The organism is Streptomyces sp. NPDC026538 (assembly GCF_055567535.1).
Genome location: NZ_JBVHQG010000012.1, coordinates 310699 through 335849 on the forward strand (window position 1 = coordinate 310699; position 25151 = coordinate 335849).

The following is a 25151-nucleotide window of genomic DNA, read 5'->3' on the forward strand; positions in this document are numbered from 1 at the left end:
TGGTCGGCGGGGAGTCACCGTGGCTCCTGTACAGCCCCAGGGGGACGGCATGCGCAGTGTGGGTACGGTTCTTTCACTCGTGGTACTGGCCACGGTGGTGGCGACCTTCGCCCGCCGGTGGCGGATACCCGCCCCCTCCCTCCTGGTGGTCGCGGGCCTTGCCGTGGCCCTGCTGCCGGGCACCCCGACGATCCAGATCAGCCCGGACGTCATCGGCCTGGTCGTCCTGCCGCCGCTGCTCTACGCCAGCGCGGAGGAATTGCCCTGGCGCGAGCTGCGTGCGGTCTGGAAGCCGGTCGGGGTGCTCGCGGTGGGCCTGGTGCTGGCCTCCGCCGCGGCCGTCGGCATGGTCGCCTCCATGGTCACCCCGCTGTCCTGGCAGATGGCGCTGGTCCTCGGCGCGATCCTGGCCAGCACCGACCCGGTCGCGGTGACGGCGCTCGGCCGCCGGCTCGCGCTGCCGCCGAAGGTGCAGATGCTGGTCCAGGCGGAGAGCCTCTTCAACGACGCGACCTCCCTGGTGCTCTACCGGGTCGCGGTGAGCGTCGCGGTGGCGTCGGCGGCGGCGAACTGGGGGGCGGCGGGCGGCGAGTTCCTGGTGCTGGCGGGCGGTGGCACCCTGATCGGCGCGGTCCTGGCCGGTGTCGTCGCACTGATCCGGCGGCGCACCGAGGACCCGGTCCTGGAGACGGTGATCTCCCTGGTCACGCCCTACGCGGCCTACGTCCTCGCGGAGGCGGCCCACACCTCCGGGGTGACCTCGGTAGTGGTGGCGGGGGTGGTCCTGGGCGGCCGAGGCGACCGGCTCACCAACGCCCGGATCAGGCTCCAGCTGCACGCCGTCTACGGCACGGTGGTCTTCCTGCTGGAGAGCGTGGTGTTCAGCCTGATAGGGCTGGCGCTGCCCGCCCAGGTACGGGCACTGTCCGACGGCGACCGGGCGTGGCCGCTGTACGCGCTGGCGGTGGCCGGCACGCTGATCGCGGTACGGCTGCTGTGGCTGGCGCCGCTCTCGGCGGTGGTGCAGCGCAAGGGCGGCATCCAGCGGCCGAACTGGCGGGTGCCGGTGGTGCTGACCTGGGCCGGCACCCGGGGTGTGGTGCCGCTGGCGGCGGCGCTGTCGATCCCGGTGGTGGCGAAGGACGGCTCGCCCCTCACCGAGCGCCCGCTGGTCCTGGTCCTGACCACCTCGGTCGTCGTGGTCACCCTCGTCGTGCAGGGCTTCTCCCTTGCCTCCGTCGTGCGCCGCTCCGGCATAGCCCTGGAGCCCGACCACACCGAGCGCGAGGAGGCCGCCGCCCGCTGCCGGCTGGCCGACGCGGGCATCCGGCGCCTGGACGAGCTGTCCGAGCTGGAGGCCGTGCCCGAGGTGGTCCTCGACCGGCTCCGGCGCGGTCTCCACGCCCGCCTCGACGACGCGCGGGACCGCCTCGCCGAGAGCACGGCCGAGTCCGCCGACCTGGTCTACCGGCAGCTGCGCCGTGACCTGATAGCGGTCGAGTCGGCGGAGCTACGACGGCTGTACGACGAGCACACGATAAGCGACACGACCCGAAGGCGACTCCAGCGGTCCCTGGATCTGGAGGAGGCCCGGCTGGCGGACGCGTGACGTCCCATCACCGGAACTCCGCCAGCCTGGGCCGCAGCCCCAGTCCGGTCAGTCCCACGGCCAGCATCAGCAGGGCGCAGGCCCAGGGAAGCCGGCCGGTCAGCTCGGCACGGCCCGCCGCCACGGACGAGGTGAAATGGGCGCGGTTGATGTCGGTCACCTGGTCCAGCGCCGGGGCGGTCGTTCTCCAGGGCCCGGCCGATGAGTTCCTGGTACTCGGCGAAGCCGTCGGTGAGGGACTCCACGGTCTTCTCGTCGGACCGGTCTCCCTGCGCGGCGGCCGCGAGCATGCGCAGGTCGTGGCCGATCTCCCGGCGGGCGTCGCCGTACAGACCGACGGCCTTGGTGTGCGGGGTCGCCAGCCCGCCCGTCCCGCCGTCCCCGCTGGACAGCAGGATGTTGGCGGCCTGGGCGTCCATGTCGTTGAGGGCCAGGTCGAGGTCGGCCGCGCTGGTGGTGCGGGGTGCGTCACGGCCGGCCACGGCGTCCACGACGCGCCCGCGCTTGCCCAGGCCGATGTGGGCGTGGCCATGAACACGGGTACGTCGGCCGCCAAGGAGGCCGGCAACATGGTCGACCTCGACTCCAACCCGACCAAGCTCATCGAGATCGTCGAGATCGGCAAGCAGCTCCTCATCACCCGGGGCGCGCTGACCACGTTCTCCATCACCAACGACGTGGCGAAGTACTTCGCGATCATCCCGGCGATGTTCGCGGGCGCGTATCCCGGTTTGAAGTCCCTCAACGTGATGGGCCTGCACAGCCCCACCTCCGCGATCACCTCGGCGATCATCTTCAACGCGCTGATCATCGTGGCGCTGATCCCGCTCGCGCTGCGCGGAGTCCGCTACACGCCCTCGTCGGCGCACGACCTGCTGCGTCGCAACCTGCTGCTGTACGGGCTCGGCGGGCTGGTGCTGCCGTTCGCGGGCATCAAGCTGATCGACCTTGTGATCTCGGCGGTGCCCGGCCTCGGCTGAGCCTCGCCCGTTCGGCCGAACGGTCCGTCAAAGGCCCGTATGCGCACGTCAGAGGCGTGTCAGAGAACGGGACGCCGGCTTGTCCGGGGTCCGCCGAACCGCTTCCATGGAACCTGTGAACAGCGCCTGGCTCCTCTTCGACCGGCCGCCGAGTACCGCTCGGCCGTCGCGTCGGCTGCCGCGCTGCCCGGAAGCCCCCGCGTCCCGCTGACGCGGCTTCCGTGCCCCACGGGGCGCCGGCCCTCGCCCTCTCGCCAAGGGACCTGACCCGGTCCGGCGCCCCTCTTTCTTTCCTTACCCCCTGCACGCCCGCCGCCGCCCCCGCCGGGGACCGTGCCGCGTGCCCGCACCCCCGGATGGAACCATGCCCGAGTCCACCCTTTCGTCCCGTACCGTCCTGGTCACCGGAGCCACCTCCGGCATCGGCCTGGAGACCGCCCGCCAGCTCGCCGAGCGGTCCAAGCGGGCCCGCGAGAAGAGGGCCCGTCGCAGGAAGAAGGCCGGCCAGGGCTAGCGCCGCTGCCGGTACGGCCGGGGACAGGGAAAAGCCCCTGTCCCCGGCCTCCGTGCATCAGGCCCCTCCCCCACTCCAACGGGATAACGCTCGGTGTCCGGCCCCCCGCACCCACCCGTCGACCCCCGTACAGCCGAACGCCTTGCTCTGGCCTACAGGCCCCCTCTTCTTGATGCCGCACCACCCCCTGCCTGGCGATTCTTAACGCAAGCTTGACGCCCAGCACCCGCCGATCCGTGGGCCCACGCGTCACTCTCTGCATACGCTGGTGCCGCCGTCCGCGTGATGGCCGGAATCGAACTGCCCCGCATTCAGCGCGCCGGACACCAGGAGCCCGACCGATGGCCACGACCGAACACCCCCCTCCCAGTCGCCTGCGCGCCTGGATGCTGGAGGGGCTGTCCGACATGGGCAAGAGCGGCGGCCACACCGGGCCCCACGCGCAGCCGGAGCCCGCGCACAAGGGCCAGCGCTGGTGGCGGGTGATGTGCCTGACCGGTGTGGACTACTTCTCGACCCTCGGCTACCAGCCCGGCATCGCGGCCCTCGCGGCCGGCCTGCTGTCGCCGATCGCGACCATCGTGCTGGTCATCGTCACCCTGGCCGGCGCCCTGCCGGTCTACCGGCGCGTCGCCGCGGAGAGCCCGCACGGCGAGGGCTCCATCGCCATGCTGGAGCGGCTGCTCTCCTTCTGGCAGGGCAAGCTCTTCGTGCTCACCCTGCTGGGCTTCGCCGCCACCGACTTCCTCATCACCATCACCCTGTCGGCCGCCGACGCCTCCACCCACCTGGTCGAAAACCCGCATCTGACCGCCGCCCTGCAGGGCAAGCAGATGATCATCACGCTGATCCTGGTGGCGCTGCTGGGCGCGGTCTTCCTCAAGGGCTTCCTGGAGGCCATCGGCGTCGCGGTAGCCCTCGTCGGCATCTACCTCGCGCTGAACGTCGTCGTCGTGATCGTCGGCATCTACCACGTCATCACCGCCGAGCACGTCATCACCGACTGGACCAGCGCCCTCACCACGGAACACGGCAACGTCTTCGTCATGATCGGCGTGGCCCTGATCGTCTTCCCCAAGCTGGCGCTGGGCCTCTCCGGCTTCGAGACCGGCGTCGCGGTCATGCCGCACGTCCAGGGCGACCCGGGCGACACCGAGGAGCGGCCCACCGGCCGGATCCGGGACACCAGGAAGCTGCTCACCACGGCCGCCCTGATCATGAGCTGCTTCCTGATCGCGACCAGCTTCATCACCACGCTGCTGATCCCGGAGCAGGAGTTCAAGTCCGGCGGCGACGCCAACGGCCGTGCGCTGGCCTATCTGGCACACGAGTACCTCGGCAACGCCTTCGGCACCGTGTACGACGTCTCGACCATCTGCATCCTGTGGTTCGCCGGCGCCTCCGCGATGGCCGGCCTGCTCAACCTGATGCCGCGCTACCTGCCCCGCTACGGCATGGCCCCGCACTGGGCCCGCGCGGTGCGCCCGATGGTCATCGTCTTCACCCTGATCGCCTTCCTGGTCACCTGGATCTTCGACGCGGACGTCGACGCGCAGGGCGGCGCCTACGCCACCGGTGTGCTGGTGCTGATCAGCTCCGCCGCCGTCGCGGTGACCATCGCCGCCCGCAAGGCCGGGCAGCGCAAGTGGACGATCGGGTTCGGGGTCATCTCGGCGGTGTTCCTCTATACGACCGTCGTGAACGTCATCGAGCGGCCCGACGGTGTGAAGATCGGTGCCTGCTTCATCGTCGGCATCATCCTCGTATCGCTGCTCTCCCGCCTCGCCCGCGCCTTCGAACTGCGCGTGACGAGCGTGAGCCTCGACCCGATGGCGGAACGGTTCATCCGGGACATGGCGAGCCGCAGGATGCGGTTCATCGCCAATGAGCCGGACCGGCGCGACAAGGCCGAGTACCGCGACAAGATCGAGCAGATCCGGGCCGACAACGACATGCCCGAGCAGGAGGACTTCGTCTTCGTCGAGGTCACGGTCACCGACCCCTCCGAGTTCGAGGCGGGCCTGACCGTGCGCGGCGAGGTGCTGCACAACCGCTACCGCGTCCTGACCCTGGAGTCGGCCTCCATCCCCAACGCGCTGGCCGCGCTGCTGCTGCACGTCCGTGACGACACCGGCTGCATCCCGCACATCTACTTCGAGTGGACCGAGGGCAACCCGTTCGCCAACTTCCTGCGCTTCTTCCTCTTCGGCCAGGGCGAGGTCGCCCCGGTCACCCGGGAGGTACTGCGTGAGGCGGAGCCGGACCGCTCCCGCCGACCGCGCGTCCACACGGGCTGACCGCCCACCCGAAACGACCCGGTCGTAAGAATCCCGTCAATAACCGCTCGGTCCGCATAAGAACCCCGTCAGCAGCCATCCCCGAGCCGCCACCGGCCCCTAGCGTCGGCCTCATGGAGGACAGAGGACGCAGGGGCCGGGCAGCCGGCGACCGCACCTGGCGCGGCAGCGCACGGCTGGCCGTCGGCTGTACCCTGGGCTTCGGCGGCCTGACGCTAGCGGTGGACTGGGACGCCGGCACCCTCACCCCGGTCCGCGCCCTGCTCTGGGTCACCCTGTCGGCGGCCATCCTCGTCATGCTGCTGCCGGCCCGGGTCACGGCAGGCCCCGGCTGGCTGGCCGTCCGCGGGCCCCTGCGCCGGCGTACCGTCCGTACCGACTCCCTCGTCTACGTCGGCCGGTACGGTGACGTCTGCGCCCATCTGGTGCTCCGTGACACCGCCGGCAACCGGCTGGAACTCGACCCGAACGTCCTGCACGCGAATCCGCTGCTCTGGCACGAACTGGACACCGGCGTCCGCCGCTCCCTGGCCCGCGGCACCCTGCGCCGGGGCGCCGAGGTGCTCACCCAGCTCGGCCGGCAGATCGACGACACCAACGCGCTCGCGGTCCTCAGGGCATCCGGCCTGACCTGAGCGCCGCGCCGTTCACTCCTTGGGCAGGGCGCGCAGCCTGCCGCTCCAGCGCTCACCGCCGGCGGTGGCGGGGTCGGTCAGGCCGATGCCGAACGCGTTCTCCAGGAGCGCCAGGACACTGTGCGGCGGCGCCATCTCGCCGCGGACCAGCCCCAGCGGCCGCATGGTGTCGTCGAGCCGTGCCGGGTCGTATCCGATCGGGTCGATCGCGTGGAGGGTGTGGAAGTCCACGAGGACGTCGCCGCCGACCGCGTACTTGAACCAGTGCATCGGCTTCTCGTTGTAGTGGACCACGACGGCCTCGGTCCCCGCCGAGACGGTACCGAGGATCCCCTCGTCGAGCCCGTGCAGGCCGCCCAGCTCCCAGGCCCACGTCCAGGGGCCGTCGACACCGGTCATGACGACCGGTTCGTCCCCGTCGTAGAGGTCGTCACCGAGGTCGTCCGAGAGATCGACGGCGGCACCGCGCAGCGCGAGGGTCCCGGGGTCGACTCCCATCCGGGTCAGCAGTTCCTCGGGGGCCACGTCCCGCACGAAGGTGAGCGTGTAGATCGGGATGTCCTGGTACCGGAACAGGTCCAGGCCCCGGCTTGCTCCTGTGGTCGTCATGCGCCGGATGCTGCCACATCCGACCGACATCCCCGACCGATGGATGCCGGGTCCGCGGGCCCGCCGACCGGCCCTATCGTGACCCCATGCAGTCCTACACGATCGGCCAGGCGGCGCGGCTGCTCGGCGTCAGCCCGGACACCGCCCGCCGCTGGGCCGACGCCGGCCGGGTGACCACCCATCGCGACGAGGGCGGCCGGCGGCTCATCGACGGCAAGGACCTCGCCGCCTTCTCCGTCGAACTGGCCAGGGCCGGCACCGTCGAGGAGGGCGCCTCCTACACCTCGGTCCGCAACGCCTTCCCCGGCATCGTCACCGCGATCAAGCTCGGTGACGTCGCCGCCCAGGTCGAGATCCAGGCCGGACCGCACCGCCTGGTCTCCCTGCTGACCCGCGAGGCCGTCGAGGAACTGGGCCTGGAGGTGGGCATGGAGGCCACCGCCCGGGTGAAGTCGACGAACGTGCACATCGACCGCGTCTGACCCCGTCTCTACCGGCTCCCGCAGTACGCGGACCCCGCTGGGCGCCAAGTCGATGAGCGAGAGCCCGTTCAACCCGGTCGCCCCGGCGCTGGCCAGCGCCCTGCGGGACGCGACCGGTGTGCGGTTCACGGAGTTGCCGCTGACGCGCGGCCGGGTGTGGCGGGCGCTGGACGCCGGCCGCCGTACGCCCCGTCCACCCGGATCGCCCTGATGCCGCTGATGTGCCGGGCTCCGCAGCGGTCCTGAGGCAGGACCAGTTGCGGGCCCGCCAGGTCCAGCGGGGTGTCGTCGATGGCGACGGCGAGCAGGACGGGGGCGTGGCCGAAATCCGGGTCGATCTCCGCCCAGGAGAGCAGCGCGTGGTGTCCGTCGGCGCCGGTGACCGCGATGAGGAAGCGCAGGCGGTCCTTGCGCCGGGCGGGGTCGAAACCGGGGCCCGCGTCGCTGAGGACGTCATACAGCAGGGGTCCGGTGAAGCCGTGGCGCTGCACGCCGCTGGTGGCGCAGTCGAAGCTGACCCGCACCCGGTGCTGGGGCCAGCGCAGGAGGTCGGACACGGTGAGCCGGGCCGGCCGTGCCAGGTCCCCGGTGAGGTCGAGTTCGGCGAGCGTCATGTGCGGCCTCCTCCTGGATGACGGTACCCGCGGCGCACCTCCGTACAAACGCACATGCCAGGCTCAAGTCATAAGTGTGCAGCTCATGCGATGTGACAGAAGACTTACGCCTGGCAAGTGCGGCAGTATCATCGCGTGGCGGCCGATGGACGGGTCGCGACAGGGCGCGACAGCTTTTCATCTGGATCCAGAGGAGTTCACTCGTGATGACCCGTTCCGCGCGCCGGACCCGGCGGACGCTTCAGGTGGCCGGTACCGCGGTCGCGGCCCTGCTGGCCCTGAGCGCCTGCTCCTCCTCGGACGACGACTCGTCCGCGAAACCGCAGTCGGACACCTCGTCCTCGGCGTCGCCCAAGCTGTCGGGCTCGATCACCGTGTTCGCGGCGGCCTCCCTCAAGGAGAGCTTCACGACGCTGAAGGCGGATTTCGAGAAGTCCCACCCGGGGACGAAGGTCAACTTCAGCTTCGGTGGCAGTGACACCCTCGCCGCGCAGATCACCAGCGGCGCCCCCGCCGACGTCTTCGCCGCCGCCAGCCCCAAGACGATGGCGATCGTGACGGACAAGAAGGACACCGCCACCACGCCGGCCACCTTCGTCCGCAACCAGTTGGAGATCGCCACCCTGCCGGGCAACCCCGACAAGGTCGCCTCGCTCAAGGACCTCACCAAGTCCTCGTTGAAGGTGGTCCTCTGCGACAAGACGGTGCCGTGCGGCGCCGCCGCGCAGAAGGCCCTGGACGCCGGCAAGCTCAAGCTGACCCCGGTCTCCTACGAGGAGGACGTGAAGTCCGCCCTCAACAAGGTGGTGCTCAAGGAGGCCGACGCCGCGGTCGTCTACAAGACCGATGTGAAGGCCGCGGGTGACAAGGTGCAGGGCGTGGAGTTCCCCGAGTCCGCCGACGCCATCAATGACTACCCGATCGCCCTGCTGAAGAACGCCCCGAACCCGGCGCTGGCCAAGGCGTTCATCGCACTGGTGCAGTCCGCCGAGGGCCAGCAGGTCCTGAACCAGGCCGGATTCCTCAAGCCGTGACGAAGGTCGACGAGCCGGACGCCGGGTCCGTCGCCGTCCCGGGCGGCCCACGGCGCCGGCGCGTCCGGTCCACCGTGCCGCTACCGCTCCTCCTCCCCGGAGCGGTAGCCCTGGCCTTCCTCCTCCTTCCTCTGGTCGCCTTGCTCCTGCGCGCCCCGTGGGGCAGCCTCCCGTCGCTGCTGACCAGCACGGAGGTGTGGCAGGCCCTCCAGCTCTCGCTGCTCAGCGCGACCGCGGCGACGGCCGTGAGCCTGGTCCTCGGCGTTCCGCTGGCCTGGCTGCTGGCCCGCACGGAGTTCCCCGGCCGGGGCCTGGTACGAGCACTGGTGACACTCCCGCTGGTCCTCCCCCCGGTGGTCGGCGGTGTGGCCCTGCTCCTCGCCCTGGGCCGCAACGGGGTGGTCGGGCAGTGGCTTGACTCCTGGTTCGGGATCACGCTCCCGTTCACGACGACCGCGGTGGTGATCGCCGAGTCCTTCGTGGCCATGCCCTTCCTGGTGATCAGCGTCGAGGGCACGCTGCGCGCCGCCGACCCGCGCTACGAGGAGGCGGCGACGACCCTGGGCGCCTCCCGTTTCACGGCGTTCCGCAGGGTCACGCTCCCCCTCATCGCCCCGGGCATCGCGGCCGGCTCGGTACTGGCCTGGGCCCGCGCGCTCGGCGAGTTCGGCGCGACGATCACTTTCGCCGGCAACTTCCCGGGCCGCACCCAGACCATGCCGCTCGCGGTCTACCTGGCCCTCCAGAACGACCCCGACGCGGCGATCGCCCTCAGCCTGGTCCTGCTGACCGTCTCGATCGCCGTACTGGCAGGCCTCCGCGACCGCTGGATGACCGCCTCATGACCCACCACGATCCCGCGCGGCGATCCCACACACCACCCGCGGCCGCCGACGGCGCACAGCCCCCGCAGGGGCCGCCCGCACCTGACACCGATACCCGCACGGGTGGTGCGGGTGGGAAAAACAACCCGGCCGGAGGCCGGGCGGCCCCCACGCACCCGCGCCCGCACCCGCACCCGCACCGCACGGACGGCCTCGACGCCCACCTCGTCGTCACCCGTCCCGCCTTCCACCTGGACATCGCCCTCACGGCCGCCCCCGGCGAGGTCGTCGCCCTCCTCGGCCCCAACGGCGCCGGCAAGACCACCGCCCTCCGGGCCCTGGCCGGCCTCGCCCCCCTCAGCGCCGGCCATCTCCGACTGGACGGCACGGAGCTGGACCGTACGCCCCCCGAATCCCGCCCGGTGGGCGTCGTCTTCCAGGACTACCTCCTCTTCCCCCACCTCACGGCCCTCGACAATGTCGCCTTCGGCCCCCGCTGCCACGGCGCGACAAAGGCCGAGGCCCGCGCCCAGGCAGCCGCCTGGCTGGACCGCATGGGCCTCGCGGACCACACCGGCGCCAAACCCCGCCGTCTCTCCGGCGGCCAGGCCCAGCGCGTCGCACTGGCCCGCGCCCTGGCCACCCACCCCCGCCTGCTGCTTCTGGACGAACCCCTCGCCGCCCTGGACGCCCGCACCCGCCTGGACGTACGTTCCCAACTCCGCCGCCACCTCGCCGAGTTCGAGGCCGTGGCCGTACTGGTCACGCACGACCCGCTGGACGCCATGGTGCTGGCCGACCGCCTGATCGTCATCGAGCACGGCAGGATCGTCCAGCAGGGCACCCCCGCCGACATCGCCCGCCACCCGCGCACCGACTACATCGCCCACCTGGTCGGCCTCAACCTCTACCGCGGCCGGGCCGAGGCAGGGGACCACGTGGTCAGGCTGGACACCGGCCCCGCCGTCGCCACCACGGAGGACCTCTCCGGCGACGTGTTCGTCGCGTTCCCGCCGAGCGCCGTCACCCTCTTCCGGGACCGCCCCACCGGCACCAGCGCCCGCAACCTGTGGCGCTGCGAGGTCGCCGGCCTGGAGATCCACGGCGACCGGATCCGCGCCGACCTGACCGGCGAACTTCCCCTCGCCGCCGACCTCACCACGGTCTCCGCCGCCGAACTGGACCTGCACCCGGGCACCCCGGTCTGGGCGACGGTGAAGGCGACACAGACCCACGCGTACCCGGCGTAAAGCCACACACCAGAGACCACACACCAGAGACCACACGGGAGGCCACACGCGAGAGGCCACACGCGAGAGGCCCCGCCGAAGCGGGGCCTCTGCCACTCACATCCGTACTGCGGCGGATCAGTCCTCGTACGCGTCCAGCGGCGGGCAGGAGCACACCAGGTTCCGGTCACCGAAGGCCTGGTCGATCCGGCGCACCGGCGGCCAGTACTTGTCGGCGGCGGACACCCCGGCCGGGAAGACCGCCTCCGCACGCGAGTACGCGTGCTCCCACTCCCCGCCGAGCGCGGCGGCCGTGTGCGGGGCACCCCGCAGCGGGTTGTCCTCGGCCGGCCACTCCCCCGCCCCGACCTTTTCGATCTCCGCCCGGATGGCGATCATCGCCTCGCAGAACCGGTCCAGCTCACCGAGGTCCTCGGACTCGGTCGGCTCGATCATCAGCGTGCCGGCCACCGGGAAGGACATCGTCGGCGCGTGGAACCCGTAGTCGATGAGCCGCTTGGCGACGTCGTCGACGCTCACCCCGGTCGCCTTGGTCAGCGGCCGCAGGTCGATGATGCACTCGTGGGCGACCAGCCCGCCGGGGCCGGTGTAGAGCACGGGGTAGTGCGGCTCCAGCCGCTTGGCGACGTAGTTGGCGCTGAGCACGGCCACCTGGGTGGCGCGCTTCAGCCCCTCGCCACCCATCAGGCGGACGTACGCCCACGAGATCGGCAGGATCCCCGCGGAGCCCCACGGCGCGGCCGAGATCGGTCCGACACCGGTCGCCGGGCCGGCGGCCGGCTGGAGCGGGTGGTTCGGCAGGTACGGCGCGAGGTGAGCCCGGACGGCCACCGGACCGACACCCGGACCGCCGCCGCCGTGCGGGATGCAGAACGTCTTGTGCAGGTTCAGGTGCGAGACGTCGCCGCCGAAGTGCCCCGGCTTGGCGACCCCGACCAGGGCGTTGAGGTTGGCGCCGTCGACGTACACCTGGCCGCCGGCCTCGTGGACCTGACCGCAGATGTCCGCGACATGCTCCTCGAACACGCCGTGCGTGGACGGGTACGTGATCATCAGCACGGCGAGCTGTTCGCGGTGCTGCTCGATCTTCGCCCGCAGGTCCTCGACGTCGATCTCGCCGTCCTCGGCGGTCTTCACGACGACGACCTTCATCCCGGCCATGACGGCGCTGGCGGCGTTGGTGCCGTGCGCGGAGGAGGGGATCAGGCAGACGGTGCGCTGCTCGTCGCCGTTGGCGCGGTGGTAGGCGCGTACGGCGAGCAGCCCGGCCAGTTCGCCCTGCGACCCGGCGTTGGGCTGGAGCGACACCTTGTCGTAGCCCGTGACCTCGGCGAGCCGCTCCTCCAGCTCACGGATGAGCGTCAGATAGCCCTGCGCCTGCTCGGCGGGCGCGAAGGGGTGCAGCTGGCCGAACTCGGGCCAGGTGACCGGCTCCATCTCGGTGGTCGCGTTGAGCTTCATGGTGCAGGAGCCCAGCGGGATCATGCCCCGGTCCAGCGCGTAGTCCCGGTCGGCGAGCCGGCGCAGGTAGCGCAGCATCGCGGTCTCGGACCGGTGGTCGTGGAAGACGGGGTGGCCCAGGTAGCCGTCCTCGCGCAGCAGCGCCTCGGGCAGCGTGTCCGCGGCGACCGCGTCCAGCGCCTCGACGTCGCCCTCGACCCCGAACGCCGTCCACACGGCACCCAGCTGGGCCCGCGTGGTGGTCTCGTCGCAGGCCATGGAGACGTGGTCGGTGTCCACGAGCCGCAGGTTGACACCGCTCCGCCGGGCGGCCGCGACGACCTCGGCGGCCTTGCCGGGCACTCGCGCGGTGAGGGTGTCGAAGTAGGCGCCGTGCACGACCTCGACCCCGCCGGCGGTGAGCCCCGCGGCCAGGATCGTGGCGTAGCGGTGGGTCCGCTGGGCGATGGCCCGCAGCCCCTCGGGTCCGTGGTAGACGGCGTACATGCCGGCCATCACGGCGAGCAGCACCTGTGCGGTGCAGATGTTGCTGGTGGCCTTCTCCCGGCGGATGTGCTGTTCGCGCGTCTGCAGCGCGAGCCGGTAGGCCCGGTGCCCGTCGGCGTCCACGGACACGCCCACGAGCCGGCCGGGCAGGCTGCGCGCGAACTTCTCGCGTACCGCCATGTAGCCCGCGTGCGGCCCGCCGAAGCCCATCGGCACACCGAACCGCTGGGTCGTACCGACGGCGATGTCGGCGCCCAGCTCGCCCGGCGAGGTCAGCAGGGTCAGCGCGAGCAGGTCCGCGGCGACGGTGACCAGCGCGCCCAGCTCGTGCGCCTGGTCGACGAGCGGCTTGATGTCGCGTACGGCACCGGAGGCGCCGGGGTACTGGACGAGCACGCCGTTGATCTCGCGCGCGGCGAGGTCGGCCGGGATGCCGTCGCTGAGGTCCGCGACGACGACCTCGACCCCCGTCGGCTCGGCCCGGGTCTGGATCACGGCGATGGTCTGCGGCAGGGCGTCCGCGTCGATGACGAAGACACCCTTCTTGTTCTTGCCCATGCGGAGCGACAGGGCCACGGCCTCGGCGGCGGCGGTGCCCTCGTCGAGCAGCGAGGCACCGGAGGTGGGCAGTCCGGTGAGGTCGGCGACCACGGTCTGGAAGTTCAGCAGCGCTTCCAGCCGGCCCTGGGAGATCTCCGGCTGGTACGGGGTGTAGGCCGTGTACCAGGCGGGGTTCTCCATCACGTTGCGCAGGATGACGGGCGGCGTGAAGGTGCCGTAGTAGCCCAGTCCGATCATCGAGTCGAGCACCTGGTTCCGGTCGGCCAGCGACCGCAGCTCGGCCAGCACCTCGGCCTCGGTGCGCGCGCCCGGCAGTTCCAGGGCGTCGGCGTTCTTGATGACGTCCGGCACGGCGGCGGCGGTCAGCTCGTCGAGCGAGCCGTACCCGACCTGGGCGAGCATCTTGGCCCGGGCCTCGTGGTCGGGCCCGATATGGCGCTGCTCGAAGGGGATTCCCTGCTCTAGCTCGGAGAGCGGAACACGCTGGGCGGTCATTGCGGAGGCCTCCTGGTCTGACGCGACCTTCGAGGGGTACCCCGGCACGGGCACCCCGACGGCCTCCCCCTCTGTCATCTCAACCTGAGAGCTTCGCCGGATGCCCAGGGGATCCGGCTTTCACCGTCGGTGAGAGCGGACGCCGTGGACGCCCGCCCTGCTTTCCAGAGTGACCTCGTCCGTGCGGTACGTGAGCCTGAGAGATTCCGGGGAGGATTTGCTCCTTCGGCGCCTCCGGTCTGTCCGGAGGACTCTCCCGCACGGGGTCAGCAGCCGCTTGCCAGCCTACCAGCGAGGGCAACGCACGGGTCTTCGAGTGGCCGCCTCCTTCAATGTGCTCTTTTGTAGTGCTTACGGATGAGTTGCGACCAAGTGGAGGGCCCGTGCAGACCGACATCGATCCGCGCAACCTGATCGGCCGCAAGGCGTTCGACCGCAACGGCACGAAGATCGGCACGATCGACGAGGTCTACCTCGACGACGCGACCGGGGTGCCGGAGTGGGCGGCCATACGCACCGGCCTGTTCTCCCGGGACGCGTTCGTGCCCCTGGAGCCGAGTGAGCTGGTCGAGGGCACCCTCCAGGTCCCCTTCGAGCGCACCCTGATCAAGGACGCCCCCGACTTCGGGGTAGGCCGCCATCTCTCCCCTGAGCAGGAACTCCAGCTCTATCACCACTACGGCCTGGACACGACCGCCCCACCCCCCGACCACCCTGACCACGACTTCGGCAAACTGGCGGGGACGGAGGACACGGGCACCTGACCGTGGGTCGCGGTGGGGTCACTCACGGGCGTCGGCAGGGTGCCGCTGCCGAGAAGGAGCGGCGGCCTCGGCGGCCCGTCAGGGGCGCGGAGAACTGCGCGATCAGCAAGCCCCCACCGGCCCGCACACACCGTCGGCCGTCACCCCCGCACACACCGTCGGCCGTCACCCCGGCACCAGCGGCAACGGATCCACCGGCTCCAGCTCAGGGTCGTTCACCCGAAAGGTCCGCACTCTCCCCGGCTCCACCGCCCCGGGCGTCTCGAACCGCACTGTCACCCTCCCCAGCCCGCTCCCCTGCACCCATCCGTGTCCGTACTCGGCATGCCGGACGTCATGCCCCGCGGGCCATCTCCGCTCGGCGGCCACCACCACCTGCTCGGCGACCGGCTCGGCCGCGTCCTCCTCCGCAAGGATCTCCGCCGCCTCCCCCGCCGCCTGCGCGAACAGATCCTCCTGGGTGTAGTCGGCAAGCCCCGACACACCCACACCCAGCAACCGCACACCCCCCGTCGTGTCCACCGAGTCCAGCAGCCGCGCGGCCGCCTCCCGCACCACCGCCGGATCGTCGGTCGGCCCCCTGAGCGTCTCCGACCGGGTGAGCGTCGAGAAGTCGTAGCGCCGTACCTTCAGCACGATGGTCCGCCCCGACAGCCCGGCCGCCCGCAGTCTGCGCACGCACCGGTCGGCCAGCCGCTGCACCTCCATCCCCACCCGCATCCGGTCATGGATGTCCACGTCATAGGTGTCCTCGACGGAGACCGACTTGGCCCCCCGCTCGGCGACCACGGGCCGTTCGTCGTGCGCGAGCGCCATCGCGTACAGCGCGTGCCCGTGGGCCTTGCCGAGCAGCCGTACCAGCTCGTCCTCCCCCGCCTCGGCGATCTCGTCGACCGTGGTGATCCCGGCCCGCCGCAGATGGTCCCCGGTCGCCGGCCCCACGCCCGGCAGGGTCCGCACCGGCATCGGCCCGAGCATCGCCCGCTCCGTGCCCGGTTCGATCAGCACCAGCCCGTCCGGCTTGGCCTGCTCGGAGGCGATCTTCGCGAGCATCTTGGAGGCGGCAAGCCCGACCGACCCGGAGAGCCCCGTGGCGCTCCGTATGTCCGCGCGCAGCTTCTCCCCCACCAGCCGCGCCGACCGGTCGTCCCAGGCCACCTCACCCGCCTCCAGGTCCACGAACGCCTCGTCCAGGCTCAGTGGCTCCACCAGCGGCGACAGCTCGTGCAGCAGCGCCATCACCTGCTCGCTGATCGACCGGTACAGCCCGAAGCGCGGCACGAGATACGCGGCGTTCGGCGCCAGCCTGCGCGCCTGTGCCATCGGCATCGCCGAGTGCACCCCGAACACCCTGGCCTCGTACGACGCGGTGGCCACCACACCGCGTGGTCCGAGCCCGCCCACGACCACGGCCTTCCCGCGCAGACTCGGCTTGGATGCCTGCTCCACCGAGGCGTAGAAGGCATCCATGTCGAGATGCAGGATCGTGGGCGCGTTTCTCACATCTCCGATGCTGCACCACACCACTGACAATGCCCCGGCACGCGTGCCGGGGCATTGTCAGTGGGCTCAGGAGATTCGAGGGAGGTCGGGCCGGGACCTCAGACCGCCTTGTTGCGGCGTCGGGCCAGTTCGTCGGCGGGGTTGGGCCCGATCAGGGTCTCGCCGGTGTCGACGCGCTCGCCGTGCAGCTGGGAGAGCGCGCTCTCCACGTCCCGCCAGACCACGCCGACCGCGATCCCGAAGATGCCCTGACCGCCCTGGAGCAGCGCGTGGACCTCGTCGGGCGAGGTGCACTCGTAGACCGTGGCGCCGTCGCTCATGAGGGTCATGCGCTCCAGGTCGCGGAAACCGCGTTCTCTCAGGTGCTGGACGGCGGTGCGGATGTTCTGGAGGGAGACCCCGGTGTCCAGGAACCGCTTGACGATCTTCAGGACGACGACGTCCCTGAAGCTGTACAGGCGCTGGGTGCCCGACCCGTAGGCGGCCCGCACGCTGGGCTCGACCAGGCCGGTGCGGGCCCAGTAGTCGAGTTGCCGGTAGGTGATGCCGGCCGCCGCACAGGCCGTGGGCCCCCGGTAGCCGATCTCCTCGGTCGTCATGGACGCCGCCCCTCCGCCGCTCGGCACTGCCGTCGGCCGCTGCGGAGCGTGACCGGCAGTGCTGCCGTGCTGGGGGTCCCCCCAACTCGAACGAAGTCGAGAGCTCGAGTGAGGGTACGGACCGCTCTCCCCGAGACCGCGTCCCGGGGCACCCCCAGCCATACCGTCGCCGCTGCTTCTCACGCCGACCTCCGTCCTTGACCTGCCTTCTCGACGGTAGGCAGTCACCAGGGGTGCGTCAACGATCGCCACACTCGGCACGCCGAGTGATAATCACCCTAGGAGTGGTTTCCCGTGCCCCACCGCGGGGAAAGGCTAGCCGAATGCTCTGGCGGGAAGGCGTAGGACGCTCTCAGTGGCCGCTGGCAATTGCCCATGAGTTTCGACCGTGACCAGCAGTGAACCGGCCCGCCACCGCCCTCTGGTGGGCGCCTGACGGGCCGCTTCGGTCTCTCACTGGCTACTGGTGCCGAAGTCCTCGGGCGAGATCTGGTCGAGGAACTCGCGGAACTTCTCCACCTCGTCCTCCTGCTCGTCCGGGATCGCGATGCCGGCGTCGTCCAGCACCGTGTCGCTCCCGTAGATGGGCGTCCCGGTGCGCAGCGCCAGCGCTATGGCGTCGGACGGACGGGCGCTCACCTCGACGCCGCTGGCGAACACCAGCTCCGCGTAGAAGACGCCCTCACGCAGGTCGGTGATGCGTACTTCGGTGAGCTCCTGCCCGACGGCCTCCAGCACGTCCTTGAACAGGTCGTGGGTCAGCGGTCGCGCGGGGGCCATGCCCTGCTGGGCGAACGCGATCGCCGTCGCCTCCCCCGGCCCGATCCAGATGGGGAGGTAACGGTCGCCTCCCACTTCGCGCAGGAGCACGATCGGTTGGTTGGAGGGCATTTCCACCCGGACACCTACGACATCGAGCTCGTTCACACAGCAACCCTAGGCCGTGCCCGGGACGTTTGGGTAGTCGGGCCCGGAACGCGCGCCCGATCCGGCCTCCGCCCGGGTCCTGTCACGATGGTCACGGCAGCCGCACCCCGAGCGCGGTCTGCACCAGTGCGGCATGCAGCTTCACCGTGAGCGCCGCCAGCTCCTTCGTACGGGCCTCGGCGTGGGCCCTGGTCTGCGGGTTGCGGTGCCGCTTGAGCGGGGCCACCACCTGGTCCACCAGGCCGGCCTCACGGTCGGCGGCGGCCTTCATCACCCGCAGGTGGCGCGGCTCGATCCCGAACCTGCCCAGCTCGGTCACGAGCGCGGCCACGGTGACCGCCTCGGCGTCGTACACGCCGTCCTCCAGGGGAGCGAGCAGCCCGTACGACTCCCACTCCGCCAGGCAGTTCTCGTCGATCTCGGCGGCGGCGAGCAGCTCGTCCCGGCCGATCCGTGCCACCGGGGGAGCCTCGGGCATCATCGGCACCGCCTCGCCGTCCCGCTGCCGCCCCAGCACGGGCAGCTGTACGGCCTCGCCGCGCTCCATGGCGTCCAGGTACTCCCGGATGACCTTCAGCGGCAGGTAGTGGTCCCGCTGCATCCTCAGGACGTGTCCGAGACGCTCCACGTCCCCGGCGCTGAACTTGCGGTACCCGGACGGGGTCCGGCGGGGCTCGATGAGCCCCTCCGACTCCAGGAAGCGGATCTTGGAGATGGTGACTTCGGGGAACTCGTCGCGCAGCACGTTCAGTACCGTGCCGATGCTCATCAGCCCGGTTTCCGTGGCGGCGGTGCCGTGACCGGTACCGCCGCTCGGTGTGTGCAGCATGGACCTTCTTCCCTGGGGTCCCCGGACGAGCTCCGGAGGGTCAGATGCCGTGCCGGCTCGCGTAGAAGACCAGCCGGTACTTGCCGATCTGGACCTCGTCACCGTTCGACAGAGCGACCTGGTCGATGCGCTCCCGGTTGACGTAGGTGCCGTTGAGGCTGCCCACGTCGGCCACGGTGAACGAGCCGTCCGGCTGGCGGCGGAACTCCACATGGCGGCGCGAGACCGTGACGTCGTCCAGGAAGATGTCGCTCTGCGGATGACGGCCGGCCGTGGTCAGGTCGCTGTCCAGCAGGAAGCGGCTGCCCGAGTTCGGGCCACGACGCACGACCAGGAGCGCCGAACCCAGCGGCAGCGCGTCGACGGCCGCCTGCGCCTCGGGGGAGAGCGCCGGCACCTGGGTCTGGCCGGTGACCTCGGCGTCGTAGGCCTCCAGGCCGGAGATCGAGATCGTGGACGTCGTCTCCGCCGCCCGCTCGGGGACGGCGCCCGCGCGCAGCGGAGCGCCGCAGTTGGAACAGAAGCGGGCGTTCTCCGCGTTGCGGTTACCGCACCTCGTACAAACCAGGGCCGACATGGACGGATCCTCCTGCCGCGGCTGCCCCGCCGGGGCGTTGGACGCGTACGGGCCGGAGGTAAACCCTCCACCCGCACCTGAGGTTGACGGTTGCCCGAAACCTATGCCGCCGGACTGCGACGGGTCAACTGACGGCGCGCCCTGACCTCCCGAAATGTCACCCCCCGGGCCAGCCACCTGGTCCCGGAACAGCGGGCGCTGACCGTCCGCGTCGGGCTGTGCGCGATGGCGAGCGGTCGCGTTGTCGCTGCCCTCTCGCGCGCTCTTGCCGAACAACTTCGAAAACAACTTCACGGGCGATTCCCCTTGACCGAAACAGACCCGCCCGTGGGGCAGGACGAACCCTGACTGAATAAACCGGCCGACCCGGACAACCACACAACGTCCGTATCCACCAGACAGTTTCCACCACACACCGGTTTCCCGGTGCGCCGACCCCCCGCAACCTCATGCCCTCGCCGGACGTCCCGCATGCACCGCCGGTTCACTGTGAGGACGACCGAGCGTAGTCAGGCTGCTTCGCCGGTCGCAAGGCATCCACGACGATCTTGGTCGATCGTTCGACGGTCACAGTCGCCTGTTCCTTCTCCAGGGTCTGCACCACGCCTCCGGGGATGTTGAGAGCCGGTTCGAGGTCCTGCGGCTTGCCGATCACCTTGAAAACGTAGGGCTGGGTGATCTTGTTCCCGTCGACGCTCACACTCTTGCCGGAGTCGGTGAGGTAGGTGCCGGAGATCACTCGCACCCCGTTGACCTGGATCGCCTCGGCGCCGGCCGCGCGCAACTCCTGGATCGCGTCGAGCAGCATGTCCGCCTGCACCGTCCCCTTCGGGTCGTCGACCGTCATCGTGATGCCAGGACCCTGCGCCGCCACGGTGCCCGCCAGAATGCCGAGTTGCCTCTCCTTCTCGGCCGTCTGCTTGCGAGCCTCCGCCGCCTGGTCGGAGCTGCTCTGCAACTCCTGACGCTGCTTTTCGAGTCCTGTCCTCTCGTCCTCAAGACGCTGAGTACGGTCGTCCAGTTCATCGAGGATGCGAACAAGATCCTCCTGGCGGGCCCCGCGCAACGCGCTGTCACTGTCGCTGTTCGACGCCACCTGCACGGCGAGCCCGAATCCGAGTCCGAACAGCAGCACCGCGACGATCAGTTGGGCCCGGCTCGCCCGCGGCGGCCACAGCCCCTGCACCAGCCGCCGGCGGCCGCTCGGCCCGGCCCCCGGCTTCGGCTCGGCGGCGGATCCGGTCTCCGGTGCCGTGACCGGCACCTCGGCGGGCAGTTCCTTGCGCAACCGGTGCTCAGGCTGTTTCTCGTGCTCGCTCATGCCGCTCACGCCCGGAAGACATGCCGGCGGATCGCCGCGGCGTTGGAGAAGATGCGGATTCCGAGGACCACGACGACACCCGTGGACAGCTGCGAGCCCACGCCCAACTTGTCGCCCAGGAACACGATCAGAGCGGCCACCACCACGTTGGACAGGAACGACACCACGAAGACCTTGTCGTCGAAGATCCCGTCGAGCATGGCCCGCAGACCGCCGAAGACGGCGTCGAGCGCCGCGACGACGGCGATCGGCAGATACGGCTCGACGACCGCCGGAACCTCCGGACGGACCAACAGTCCGGCCACGACGCCCACGACGAGGCCAAGTACGGCGATCACGATGTGCCCTTCTCAGTCTTCTCGGTGTACGGCTGGGCCGTACGTACGATCACGCTGGGTGCGGCGGGCAGCCGGACGTCACTCTCCGTGGAGATCGTCGCCCGGATGTCGAAGTTCTCCTCCAGGGCATGCAGATACAGCCCGTCGGGGCTGTCCTGGAACCTGGAGCTGAGCCTCTCCCCGTCCCCCACCGCCAGCACCGTGTACGGCGGTACCAGCGGCCTGTTGTCGACCAGTATCGCGTCTCCCGCGGCCCTGATCGCGGACAGGGCGGTCAGCCGCTGCCCGTTGATGGAGATCGCCTCGGCGCCCGAGCCCCACAGCCCGTTCACGACGCGCTGCATGTCGTGGTCTCGCACCCGGCCGGTGTCGGAGAACCCGGAGGTCTCCCGCGGGTTGCTGCCGTCGCCACCCGAGGAGGCCTCCTTGGCGTCGTTCACGGCCAGCTTCACACCGGGACCGTGCACCGCGGTGGCACCCGACAGGATGCCCACCAGGTCCGCCTGCCCGCTGCCGCCGCTCTCCTTCAGAGCCGCACGCTGGCGGGCGCTGACGTCGTCGCGCAGCTCGTCGACATTGCTCTCCAGCTTGTCGGCGGTCGCCGTCTCACGGTCGATGCGGTCGATGAGCTCCTGGCGCTCCTTGGCCACGACCGGGGCGGTCACCCGCGCCTGCGCCGCGCCCACGGTCACCACCAGGGCCGCGAGCACCAGACCGCCGGCGAGGCCCAGCCTGGCCCGGAGGGTCTTCGGCATGCCGCCGCCCTCTCCCCGCGCCCGCTTACGGGCCGCCGCCTCGGCGTACCCGTCGTCGAGGCTGTGGTCCATGACGTTGGTGATCAACGACATGGAGGCGTCCGGACGCTGCGGCCGGGTGGCGCTGCTCCGAACGGGGGGTTGCTGCGGCATGCCGCACATCGTCGCACGTTGCGACCGGTACCTCCGAATGGCCCCACCGGCGTGCCGGACAGGCCCCCTCGGGGACACTTGTCCGGCACGCGCGCGTGCGGTGCGGCTACCGTCCGGCGCTGTCCACGATCGCCGCCCATTCGTCCAACAGAGCCTGCGCGGAGGCGTCGTCGGGGCCCTCGGCCCACAGATGGGTGACCGCCTCGGCCGGGTCGGGCAGCACCATCACCCAGCGCCCGTCGGTCTCCACGACCCGCACCCCGTCGGTCGTGTCCACGAACCGATCACCGGCCGCCTCGACGACACGCCGCATGACCAGGCCCTTGACAGCCCATGGGGTCGCCAGGTCCCGCTTGAGGACATGCGCCCGCGGGATCCGGGCGTCGATCTGGCTGAGAGTGAGCTGTGTGCGCGCCACCAGGCCGATCAGGCGCACGAAGGCCGCCGTACCGTCGTAGACGCTGCTGAACTCGGGGACGATGAATCCGCCCTTGCCGTCACCACCGAAGATGGTGCCTTCCTCACGCCCCACCCGGGTGAGGTCGTCGGGCGAGGTGGTCGTCCACTCGACCTGGGTGCCGTGGTACGCGGCCACCTGCTCGGCGATCCGGGTCGTGGTGACCGGAAGCGCCACACGGCCGCTACGCCGCTCTGCGGCGACCAGGTCGAGCATCACCAGCAGCGCCCGGTCGTCCTCGATGATGCGGCCCTTCTCGTCCACCAGGGACAGCCGCTCACCCACCGGGTCGAACCGCACACCGAACGCGGCCCCGGAGGACGCCACGATCTCGCCGAGGCGCACCAGCCCCGACCGACGCTGATCCGCCGTCTCCGTGGGCCTGGCCTCGTTGAGACCGGGGTTGACGGTCAACGAGTCCACGCCGAGCTTCCCGAGCAGGCTGGGCAGAACGAGCCCGGCGCTGCCGTTGGAGGCGTCCACGACGACCTTCAGGCCGGCCTCGGCGATCCCGGTCGTGTCGACGTTCCGCAGCAACGAACCCGTGTACGAGTCGAAGACGCTGGCCGGGAAGTACAGGTCGCCGATCTCACCGGGGAACGCACGCCGGTATTCCTGCCGAGCGAAGATCCGGTCCAGCTTGCGCTGGCTGGCCTGCGAGAGGTCCGCGCCCTGCCCGTCGAAGAACATGATGTCGACGGAGTCGGGCACCCCGGGCGAGGTCCGGATCATGATGCCGCCTGCGCTGCCCCGCGCGGTCTGCTGCCGCGCCACCGGCAGGGGCACGTTCTCCAGGTCGCGTACGTCGATGGCACTGGCCTGGAGGGCGGAGATGACCGCCCGCTTGAGCGCACGGGCACCCCGGGAGTGGTCTCGGGCCGTGGTGACCGTGGAGCCCTTCTTCAGGGTGGTCGCGTACGCGCCGGCCAGCCGTACGGCCAGCTCCGGCGTGATCTCCACGTTCAGGATTCCGGAGACACCGCGGGCGCCGAACAGATGCGCCTGTCCGCGGGACTCCCAGATCACGGACGTGTTGACGAACGCACCGGCCTCGATGGTCTTGAACGGATAGACCCGGACGTTGCCCTGCACGATCGATTCTTCGCCGATCAGGCACTCGTCACCGATGACCGCTCCGTCCTCGATCCGGGCGGCCCGCATGATGTCGGTGTTCTTCCCGACGACACAGCCCCGCAGATTGCTGTGCTGCCCGACGTAGACGTTGTCATGGACCACCGCCCGGTGCAGGAAGGCACCGCTCTTCACGACGACGTTGGATCCCACGACGGTGTGCTCGCGGATTTCCGTGCCGGCCTCGACCTTGGCGTAGTCACCGATGTACAGCGGTCCGCGCAGCACGGCATCGGCGTGCACCTCGGCGCCCTCGGCCACCCAGACACCCGGCGATATCTCGAAGCCGTCGATGTCTACGTCGACCTTGCCCTCCAGGACGTCGGCCTGCGCCTTGACGTACGACTCGTGGGTGCCGACGTCCTCCCAGTAGCCCTCGGCGATGTAGCCGTAGATCGGCTTGCCTTCCTTCATCAATTGCGGGAAGACATCGCCGGACCAGTCGACCGGAACGTCGGCCTCGACATAGTCGAATACCTCGGGCTCCATGACATAGATGCCCGTGTTCACCGTGTCGGAGAAGACCTGCCCCCAGGTCGGCTTCTCAAGGAACCGCTCGACCTTCCCCTCTTCGTCGACGATGGTGATGCCGAATTCCAGCGGATTGGGCACACGGGTCAGGCAGACCGTGACCAGCGCGCCCTTTGCCTTGTGGAAGTTGATGAGTTCGGTGAGGTCGAAGTCGGTCAGCGCATCGCCGGAGATGACGAGGAAAGCATCGTCCTTCAACGCCTCTTCGGCGTTCTTGACGCTTCCGGCGGTACCGAGTGGCTTCTCCTCATTGGCATAGGTGAGCTCCATACCGAGCTCTTCGCCGTCCCCGAAGTAGTTCTTGACGAGCGATGCCAGGAACTGCACAGTGACGACGGTCTCGGTGAGCCCATGCTTTTTGAGCAGCCGTAGCACATGCTCCATGATCGGGCGGTTCACCACCGGAAGGAGCGGCTTGGGCATGCTCGAGGTCATGGGGCGAAGGCGTGTGCCTTCACCACCGGCCATCACGACGGCCTTCATGTCGGAAGCGTCCTCCTCTAAAAGATGACGGTCTAGCCGACTTCACCCGTCCAGATTGTCCCGCACTTTTCCGCCGCGGGCCATCGCGAGGCACTACGTCCGGACAATCGCCGAGCTCAATCGGCTGTGGCGTCCGCACGAACGAGACGACGGACCTGCACCACGTAGAGCACTCCTGCCCACCAATAGAGCGTTGTACCCCATCCGGCGAACGCCCATCCGAAAATTGCAGCGAGTGACGAGAGCCAGCCGCTTCCGTCACTGAGCAGCAGGAGCGGGAACGCGTACATCAGATTGAACGTGGCGGCCTTGCCAAGGAAGTTCACCTGCGGCGGCGGATAGCCGTGCCGGCGCAGGATCCCCACCATCACCAACAGCACCAGTTCGCGCAGCAGTAGTACGGCGGTCAACCAGAGAGGCAGGATCTCGCGCCAGGTGAGTCCGACGAGTGTCGACAGGATGTAGAGCCGGTCCGCGGCGGGGTCCAGGAGCCGGCCGAGGCTGCTGATCTGGTTCCAGCGCCGGGCGAGCTTGCCGTCCAGGTAGTCACTGATGCCGCTGAAAGCGAGCACCAGCAGCGCCCAGCCGTCGCTCTTGGGCCCGCCGAACTCGGGCCTGAGGATCAACCACAGGAAGACGGGTACGCCGACGAGACGCGCCATGCTGAGGATGTTCGGGATGGTGAGGACCCGGTTCGTCTGGACACGGGTCTCCTGGACCTCCACCCGGGGGCCTCCTGTGATGGGAAACGAGCCAACTTTGCCCCCTGACCTTACCTCAACGCAAAAAAGCTCTGGCTCTCGGGCTTGATGCCCAAGAGCCAGAGCTCTAAAAGGAGTTCGGCGGTGTCCTACTCTCCCACAGGGTCCCCCCTGCAGTACCATCGGCGCTGTAAGGCTTAGCTTCCGGGTTCGGAATGTAACCGGGCGTTT

At 70.2% G+C, this 25151-nt stretch carries 22 protein-coding genes, 1 rRNA gene, 2 pseudogenes and 1 riboswitch; of the genes and pseudogenes, 10 read left to right on the plus strand and 15 right to left on the minus strand.

Annotation, left to right across the window (positions count from 1 at the left end; genetic code table 11):
- Nucleotides 1-49 precede the first annotated feature (49 nt).
- Nucleotides 50-1609: a Na+/H+ antiporter gene (locus ACZ4N4_RS38180; RefSeq protein ID WP_467597652.1), complete on the plus strand. Its 1560-nt coding sequence runs from the start codon at nt 50-52 to the stop codon at nt 1607-1609.
- A 7-nt stretch (nt 1610-1616) separates the two neighbouring features.
- Here ACZ4N4_RS38180 and ACZ4N4_RS38185 read toward each other — a convergent pair whose 3' ends face one another.
- The gene (locus ACZ4N4_RS38185) at nt 1617-1769 is read right to left on the minus strand and encodes a hypothetical protein (RefSeq protein WP_453563406.1); all 153 of its coding nucleotides are present in this window, start codon (nt 1767-1769) and stop codon (nt 1617-1619) included.
- A 322-nt stretch (nt 1770-2091) separates the two neighbouring features.
- On the opposite strand from ACZ4N4_RS38185, the pseudogene ACZ4N4_RS38190 reads away from it, so the two are divergent.
- From ACZ4N4_RS38190 to ACZ4N4_RS38205, 4 genes and pseudogenes are all read left to right on the plus strand, one after another.
- Nucleotides 2092-2589: pseudogene (locus tag ACZ4N4_RS38190) on the plus strand (potassium-transporting ATPase subunit B); the annotation flags it as partial.
- Nucleotides 2590-2953: 364 nt separating this feature from the next.
- Nucleotides 2954-3046: pseudogene (locus ACZ4N4_RS38195) on the plus strand (SDR family NAD(P)-dependent oxidoreductase); the annotation flags it as partial.
- 398 nt (nt 3047-3444) lie between these two features.
- On the plus strand, nt 3445-5400 hold the full coding sequence (locus ACZ4N4_RS38200) for an APC family permease (RefSeq protein ID WP_467597590.1): 1956 nt from the start codon (nt 3445-3447) through the stop codon (nt 5398-5400).
- A 113-nt stretch (nt 5401-5513) separates the two neighbouring features.
- Entirely contained in the window at nt 5514-6035 is a 522-nt protein-coding gene (locus tag ACZ4N4_RS38205; protein WP_467597593.1) for a hypothetical protein, read from the plus strand.
- A gap of 12 nt (nt 6036-6047) precedes the next feature.
- Here ACZ4N4_RS38205 and ACZ4N4_RS38210 read toward each other — a convergent pair whose 3' ends face one another.
- Nucleotides 6048-6644 (minus strand): DUF6461 domain-containing protein, encoded by a 597-nt coding sequence (locus ACZ4N4_RS38210; RefSeq protein WP_467597596.1) that lies wholly within the window; start codon nt 6642-6644, stop codon nt 6048-6050.
- 86 nt (nt 6645-6730) lie between these two features.
- Here ACZ4N4_RS38210 and ACZ4N4_RS38215 point away from each other — a divergent pair, with 86 nt between their 5' ends.
- Nucleotides 6731-7126, plus strand: coding sequence for a TOBE domain-containing protein (locus ACZ4N4_RS38215; RefSeq protein ID WP_453563396.1), 396 nt, complete (start codon nt 6731-6733; stop codon nt 7124-7126).
- Nucleotides 7127-7251: 125 nt separating this feature from the next.
- On the opposite strand, the gene ACZ4N4_RS38220 is transcribed toward ACZ4N4_RS38215, so the two are convergent.
- Nucleotides 7252-7740: a molybdopterin-dependent oxidoreductase gene (locus tag ACZ4N4_RS38220; protein WP_467597599.1), complete on the minus strand. Its 489-nt coding sequence runs from the start codon at nt 7738-7740 to the stop codon at nt 7252-7254.
- A gap of 206 nt (nt 7741-7946) precedes the next feature.
- On the opposite strand from ACZ4N4_RS38220, the gene modA reads away from it, so the two are divergent.
- Genes modA through ACZ4N4_RS38235 form a run of 3 tightly spaced genes read left to right on the plus strand, consistent with a single transcriptional unit; the run spans nt 7947 to nt 10848 of the window.
- On the plus strand, nt 7947-8774 hold the full coding sequence (gene modA / locus ACZ4N4_RS38225) for a molybdate ABC transporter substrate-binding protein (protein ID WP_467597602.1): 828 nt from the start codon (nt 7947-7949) through the stop codon (nt 8772-8774).
- A complete protein-coding gene (gene modB, locus ACZ4N4_RS38230) occupies nt 8771-9619 on the plus strand; it encodes a molybdate ABC transporter permease subunit (protein WP_453563390.1) in 849 nt (282 codons plus the stop codon). Before modA ends, modB begins: the two co-directional genes overlap by 4 nt.
- Complete coding sequence (locus ACZ4N4_RS38235; RefSeq protein WP_467597605.1) at nt 9616-10848, plus strand: ABC transporter ATP-binding protein; 1233 nt, start codon at nt 9616-9618, stop codon at nt 10846-10848. The genes modB and ACZ4N4_RS38235 overlap by 4 nt, the downstream gene beginning before the upstream one ends.
- Nucleotides 10849-10965: 117 nt before the next feature.
- Here the strand turns inward: ACZ4N4_RS38235 and gcvP are convergent, their stop codons facing one another.
- Complete coding sequence (gcvP, locus tag ACZ4N4_RS38240) at nt 10966-13851, minus strand: aminomethyl-transferring glycine dehydrogenase (RefSeq protein ID WP_467597607.1); 2886 nt, start codon at nt 13849-13851, stop codon at nt 10966-10968.
- Nucleotides 13852-14025: 174 nt separating this feature from the next.
- Nucleotides 14026-14120, minus strand: a riboswitch (glycine riboswitch).
- Between the two features lie 114 nt (nt 14121-14234).
- Here gcvP and ACZ4N4_RS38245 point away from each other — a divergent pair.
- Nucleotides 14235-14615, plus strand: a complete 381-nt coding sequence (locus ACZ4N4_RS38245) for a PRC-barrel domain-containing protein (protein WP_450763230.1) — start codon at nt 14235-14237, stop codon at nt 14613-14615.
- A gap of 165 nt (nt 14616-14780) precedes the next feature.
- Here ACZ4N4_RS38245 and ACZ4N4_RS38250 read toward each other — a convergent pair whose 3' ends face one another.
- From ACZ4N4_RS38250 to rrf, 11 genes are all read right to left on the minus strand, one after another.
- Nucleotides 14781-16118 (minus strand): DNA polymerase IV, encoded by a 1338-nt coding sequence (locus tag ACZ4N4_RS38250; RefSeq protein ID WP_467597611.1) that lies wholly within the window; start codon nt 16116-16118, stop codon nt 14781-14783.
- 98 nt (nt 16119-16216) lie between these two features.
- Nucleotides 16217-16900: a MerR family transcriptional regulator gene (locus tag ACZ4N4_RS38255; protein ID WP_453563378.1), complete on the minus strand. Its 684-nt coding sequence runs from the start codon at nt 16898-16900 to the stop codon at nt 16217-16219.
- A 270-nt stretch (nt 16901-17170) separates the two neighbouring features.
- Nucleotides 17171-17644: a bifunctional nuclease family protein gene (locus ACZ4N4_RS38260; protein WP_026253112.1), complete on the minus strand. Its 474-nt coding sequence runs from the start codon at nt 17642-17644 to the stop codon at nt 17171-17173.
- Nucleotides 17645-17735: 91 nt separating this feature from the next.
- Nucleotides 17736-18473 (minus strand): transcriptional regulator FtsR, encoded by a 738-nt coding sequence (ftsR, locus tag ACZ4N4_RS38265; RefSeq protein ID WP_453563376.1) that lies wholly within the window; start codon nt 18471-18473, stop codon nt 17736-17738.
- A 40-nt stretch (nt 18474-18513) separates the two neighbouring features.
- Nucleotides 18514-19344 carry an FHA domain-containing protein gene (locus tag ACZ4N4_RS38270; protein ID WP_450763226.1) on the minus strand — a complete coding sequence of 277 codons (831 nt, stop codon included), beginning with the start codon at nt 19342-19344 and terminating at the stop codon, nt 18514-18516.
- Between the two features lie 190 nt (nt 19345-19534).
- Complete coding sequence (locus ACZ4N4_RS38275; RefSeq protein ID WP_467597616.1) at nt 19535-20371, minus strand: DUF881 domain-containing protein; 837 nt, start codon at nt 20369-20371, stop codon at nt 19535-19537.
- Between the two features lie 5 nt (nt 20372-20376).
- Nucleotides 20377-20709, minus strand: coding sequence for a small basic family protein (locus tag ACZ4N4_RS38280; RefSeq protein ID WP_046727248.1), 333 nt, complete (start codon nt 20707-20709; stop codon nt 20377-20379).
- Nucleotides 20706-21617: a DUF881 domain-containing protein gene (locus tag ACZ4N4_RS38285; RefSeq protein ID WP_467597619.1), complete on the minus strand. Its 912-nt coding sequence runs from the start codon at nt 21615-21617 to the stop codon at nt 20706-20708. The genes ACZ4N4_RS38280 and ACZ4N4_RS38285 overlap by 4 nt, the downstream gene beginning before the upstream one ends.
- Before the next feature lie 106 nt (nt 21618-21723).
- Nucleotides 21724-24219, minus strand: coding sequence for a sugar phosphate nucleotidyltransferase (locus tag ACZ4N4_RS38290; RefSeq protein ID WP_453563367.1), 2496 nt, complete (start codon nt 24217-24219; stop codon nt 21724-21726).
- 116 nt (nt 24220-24335) lie between these two features.
- The gene (locus ACZ4N4_RS38295) at nt 24336-24944 is read right to left on the minus strand and encodes a CDP-alcohol phosphatidyltransferase family protein (protein WP_467597621.1); all 609 of its coding nucleotides are present in this window, start codon (nt 24942-24944) and stop codon (nt 24336-24338) included.
- 112 nt (nt 24945-25056) lie between these two features.
- Nucleotides 25057-25151: ribosomal RNA gene (gene rrf, locus ACZ4N4_RS38300) — 5S ribosomal RNA — on the minus strand; the annotation flags it as partial.

Bases quoted from the DNA above. Each gene is read 5' to 3' on its own strand.
- ACZ4N4_RS38180 (WP_467597652.1), top strand. From the start codon at position 50: ATGCGCAGTGTGGGTACGGTTCTTTCACTCGTGGTACTGGCCACGGTG.
- ACZ4N4_RS38200 (WP_467597590.1), top strand. From the start codon at position 3,445: ATGGCCACGACCGAACACCCCCCTCCCAGTCGCCTGCGCGCCTGGATG.
- ACZ4N4_RS38205 (WP_467597593.1), top strand. From the start codon at position 5,514: ATGGAGGACAGAGGACGCAGGGGCCGGGCAGCCGGCGACCGCACCTGG.
- ACZ4N4_RS38210 (WP_467597596.1), bottom strand. From the start codon at position 6,644: ATGACGACCACAGGAGCAAGCCGGGGCCTGGACCTGTTCCGGTACCAG.
- ACZ4N4_RS38215 (WP_453563396.1), top strand. From the start codon at position 6,731: ATGCAGTCCTACACGATCGGCCAGGCGGCGCGGCTGCTCGGCGTCAGC.
- ACZ4N4_RS38220 (WP_467597599.1), bottom strand. From the start codon at position 7,740: ATGACGCTCGCCGAACTCGACCTCACCGGGGACCTGGCACGGCCGGCC.
- modA (WP_467597602.1), top strand. From the start codon at position 7,947: ATGACCCGTTCCGCGCGCCGGACCCGGCGGACGCTTCAGGTGGCCGGT.
- ACZ4N4_RS38235 (WP_467597605.1), top strand. From the start codon at position 9,616: ATGACCCACCACGATCCCGCGCGGCGATCCCACACACCACCCGCGGCC.
- gcvP (WP_467597607.1), bottom strand. From the start codon at position 13,851: ATGACCGCCCAGCGTGTTCCGCTCTCCGAGCTAGAGCAGGGAATCCCC.
- ftsR (WP_453563376.1), bottom strand. From the start codon at position 18,473: ATGCTGCACACACCGAGCGGCGGTACCGGTCACGGCACCGCCGCCACG.
- ACZ4N4_RS38275 (WP_467597616.1), bottom strand. From the start codon at position 20,371: ATGAGCGAGCACGAGAAACAGCCTGAGCACCGGTTGCGCAAGGAACTG.
- ACZ4N4_RS38285 (WP_467597619.1), bottom strand. From the start codon at position 21,617: ATGCCGCAGCAACCCCCCGTTCGGAGCAGCGCCACCCGGCCGCAGCGT.
- ACZ4N4_RS38290 (WP_453563367.1), bottom strand. From the start codon at position 24,219: ATGAAGGCCGTCGTGATGGCCGGTGGTGAAGGCACACGCCTTCGCCCC.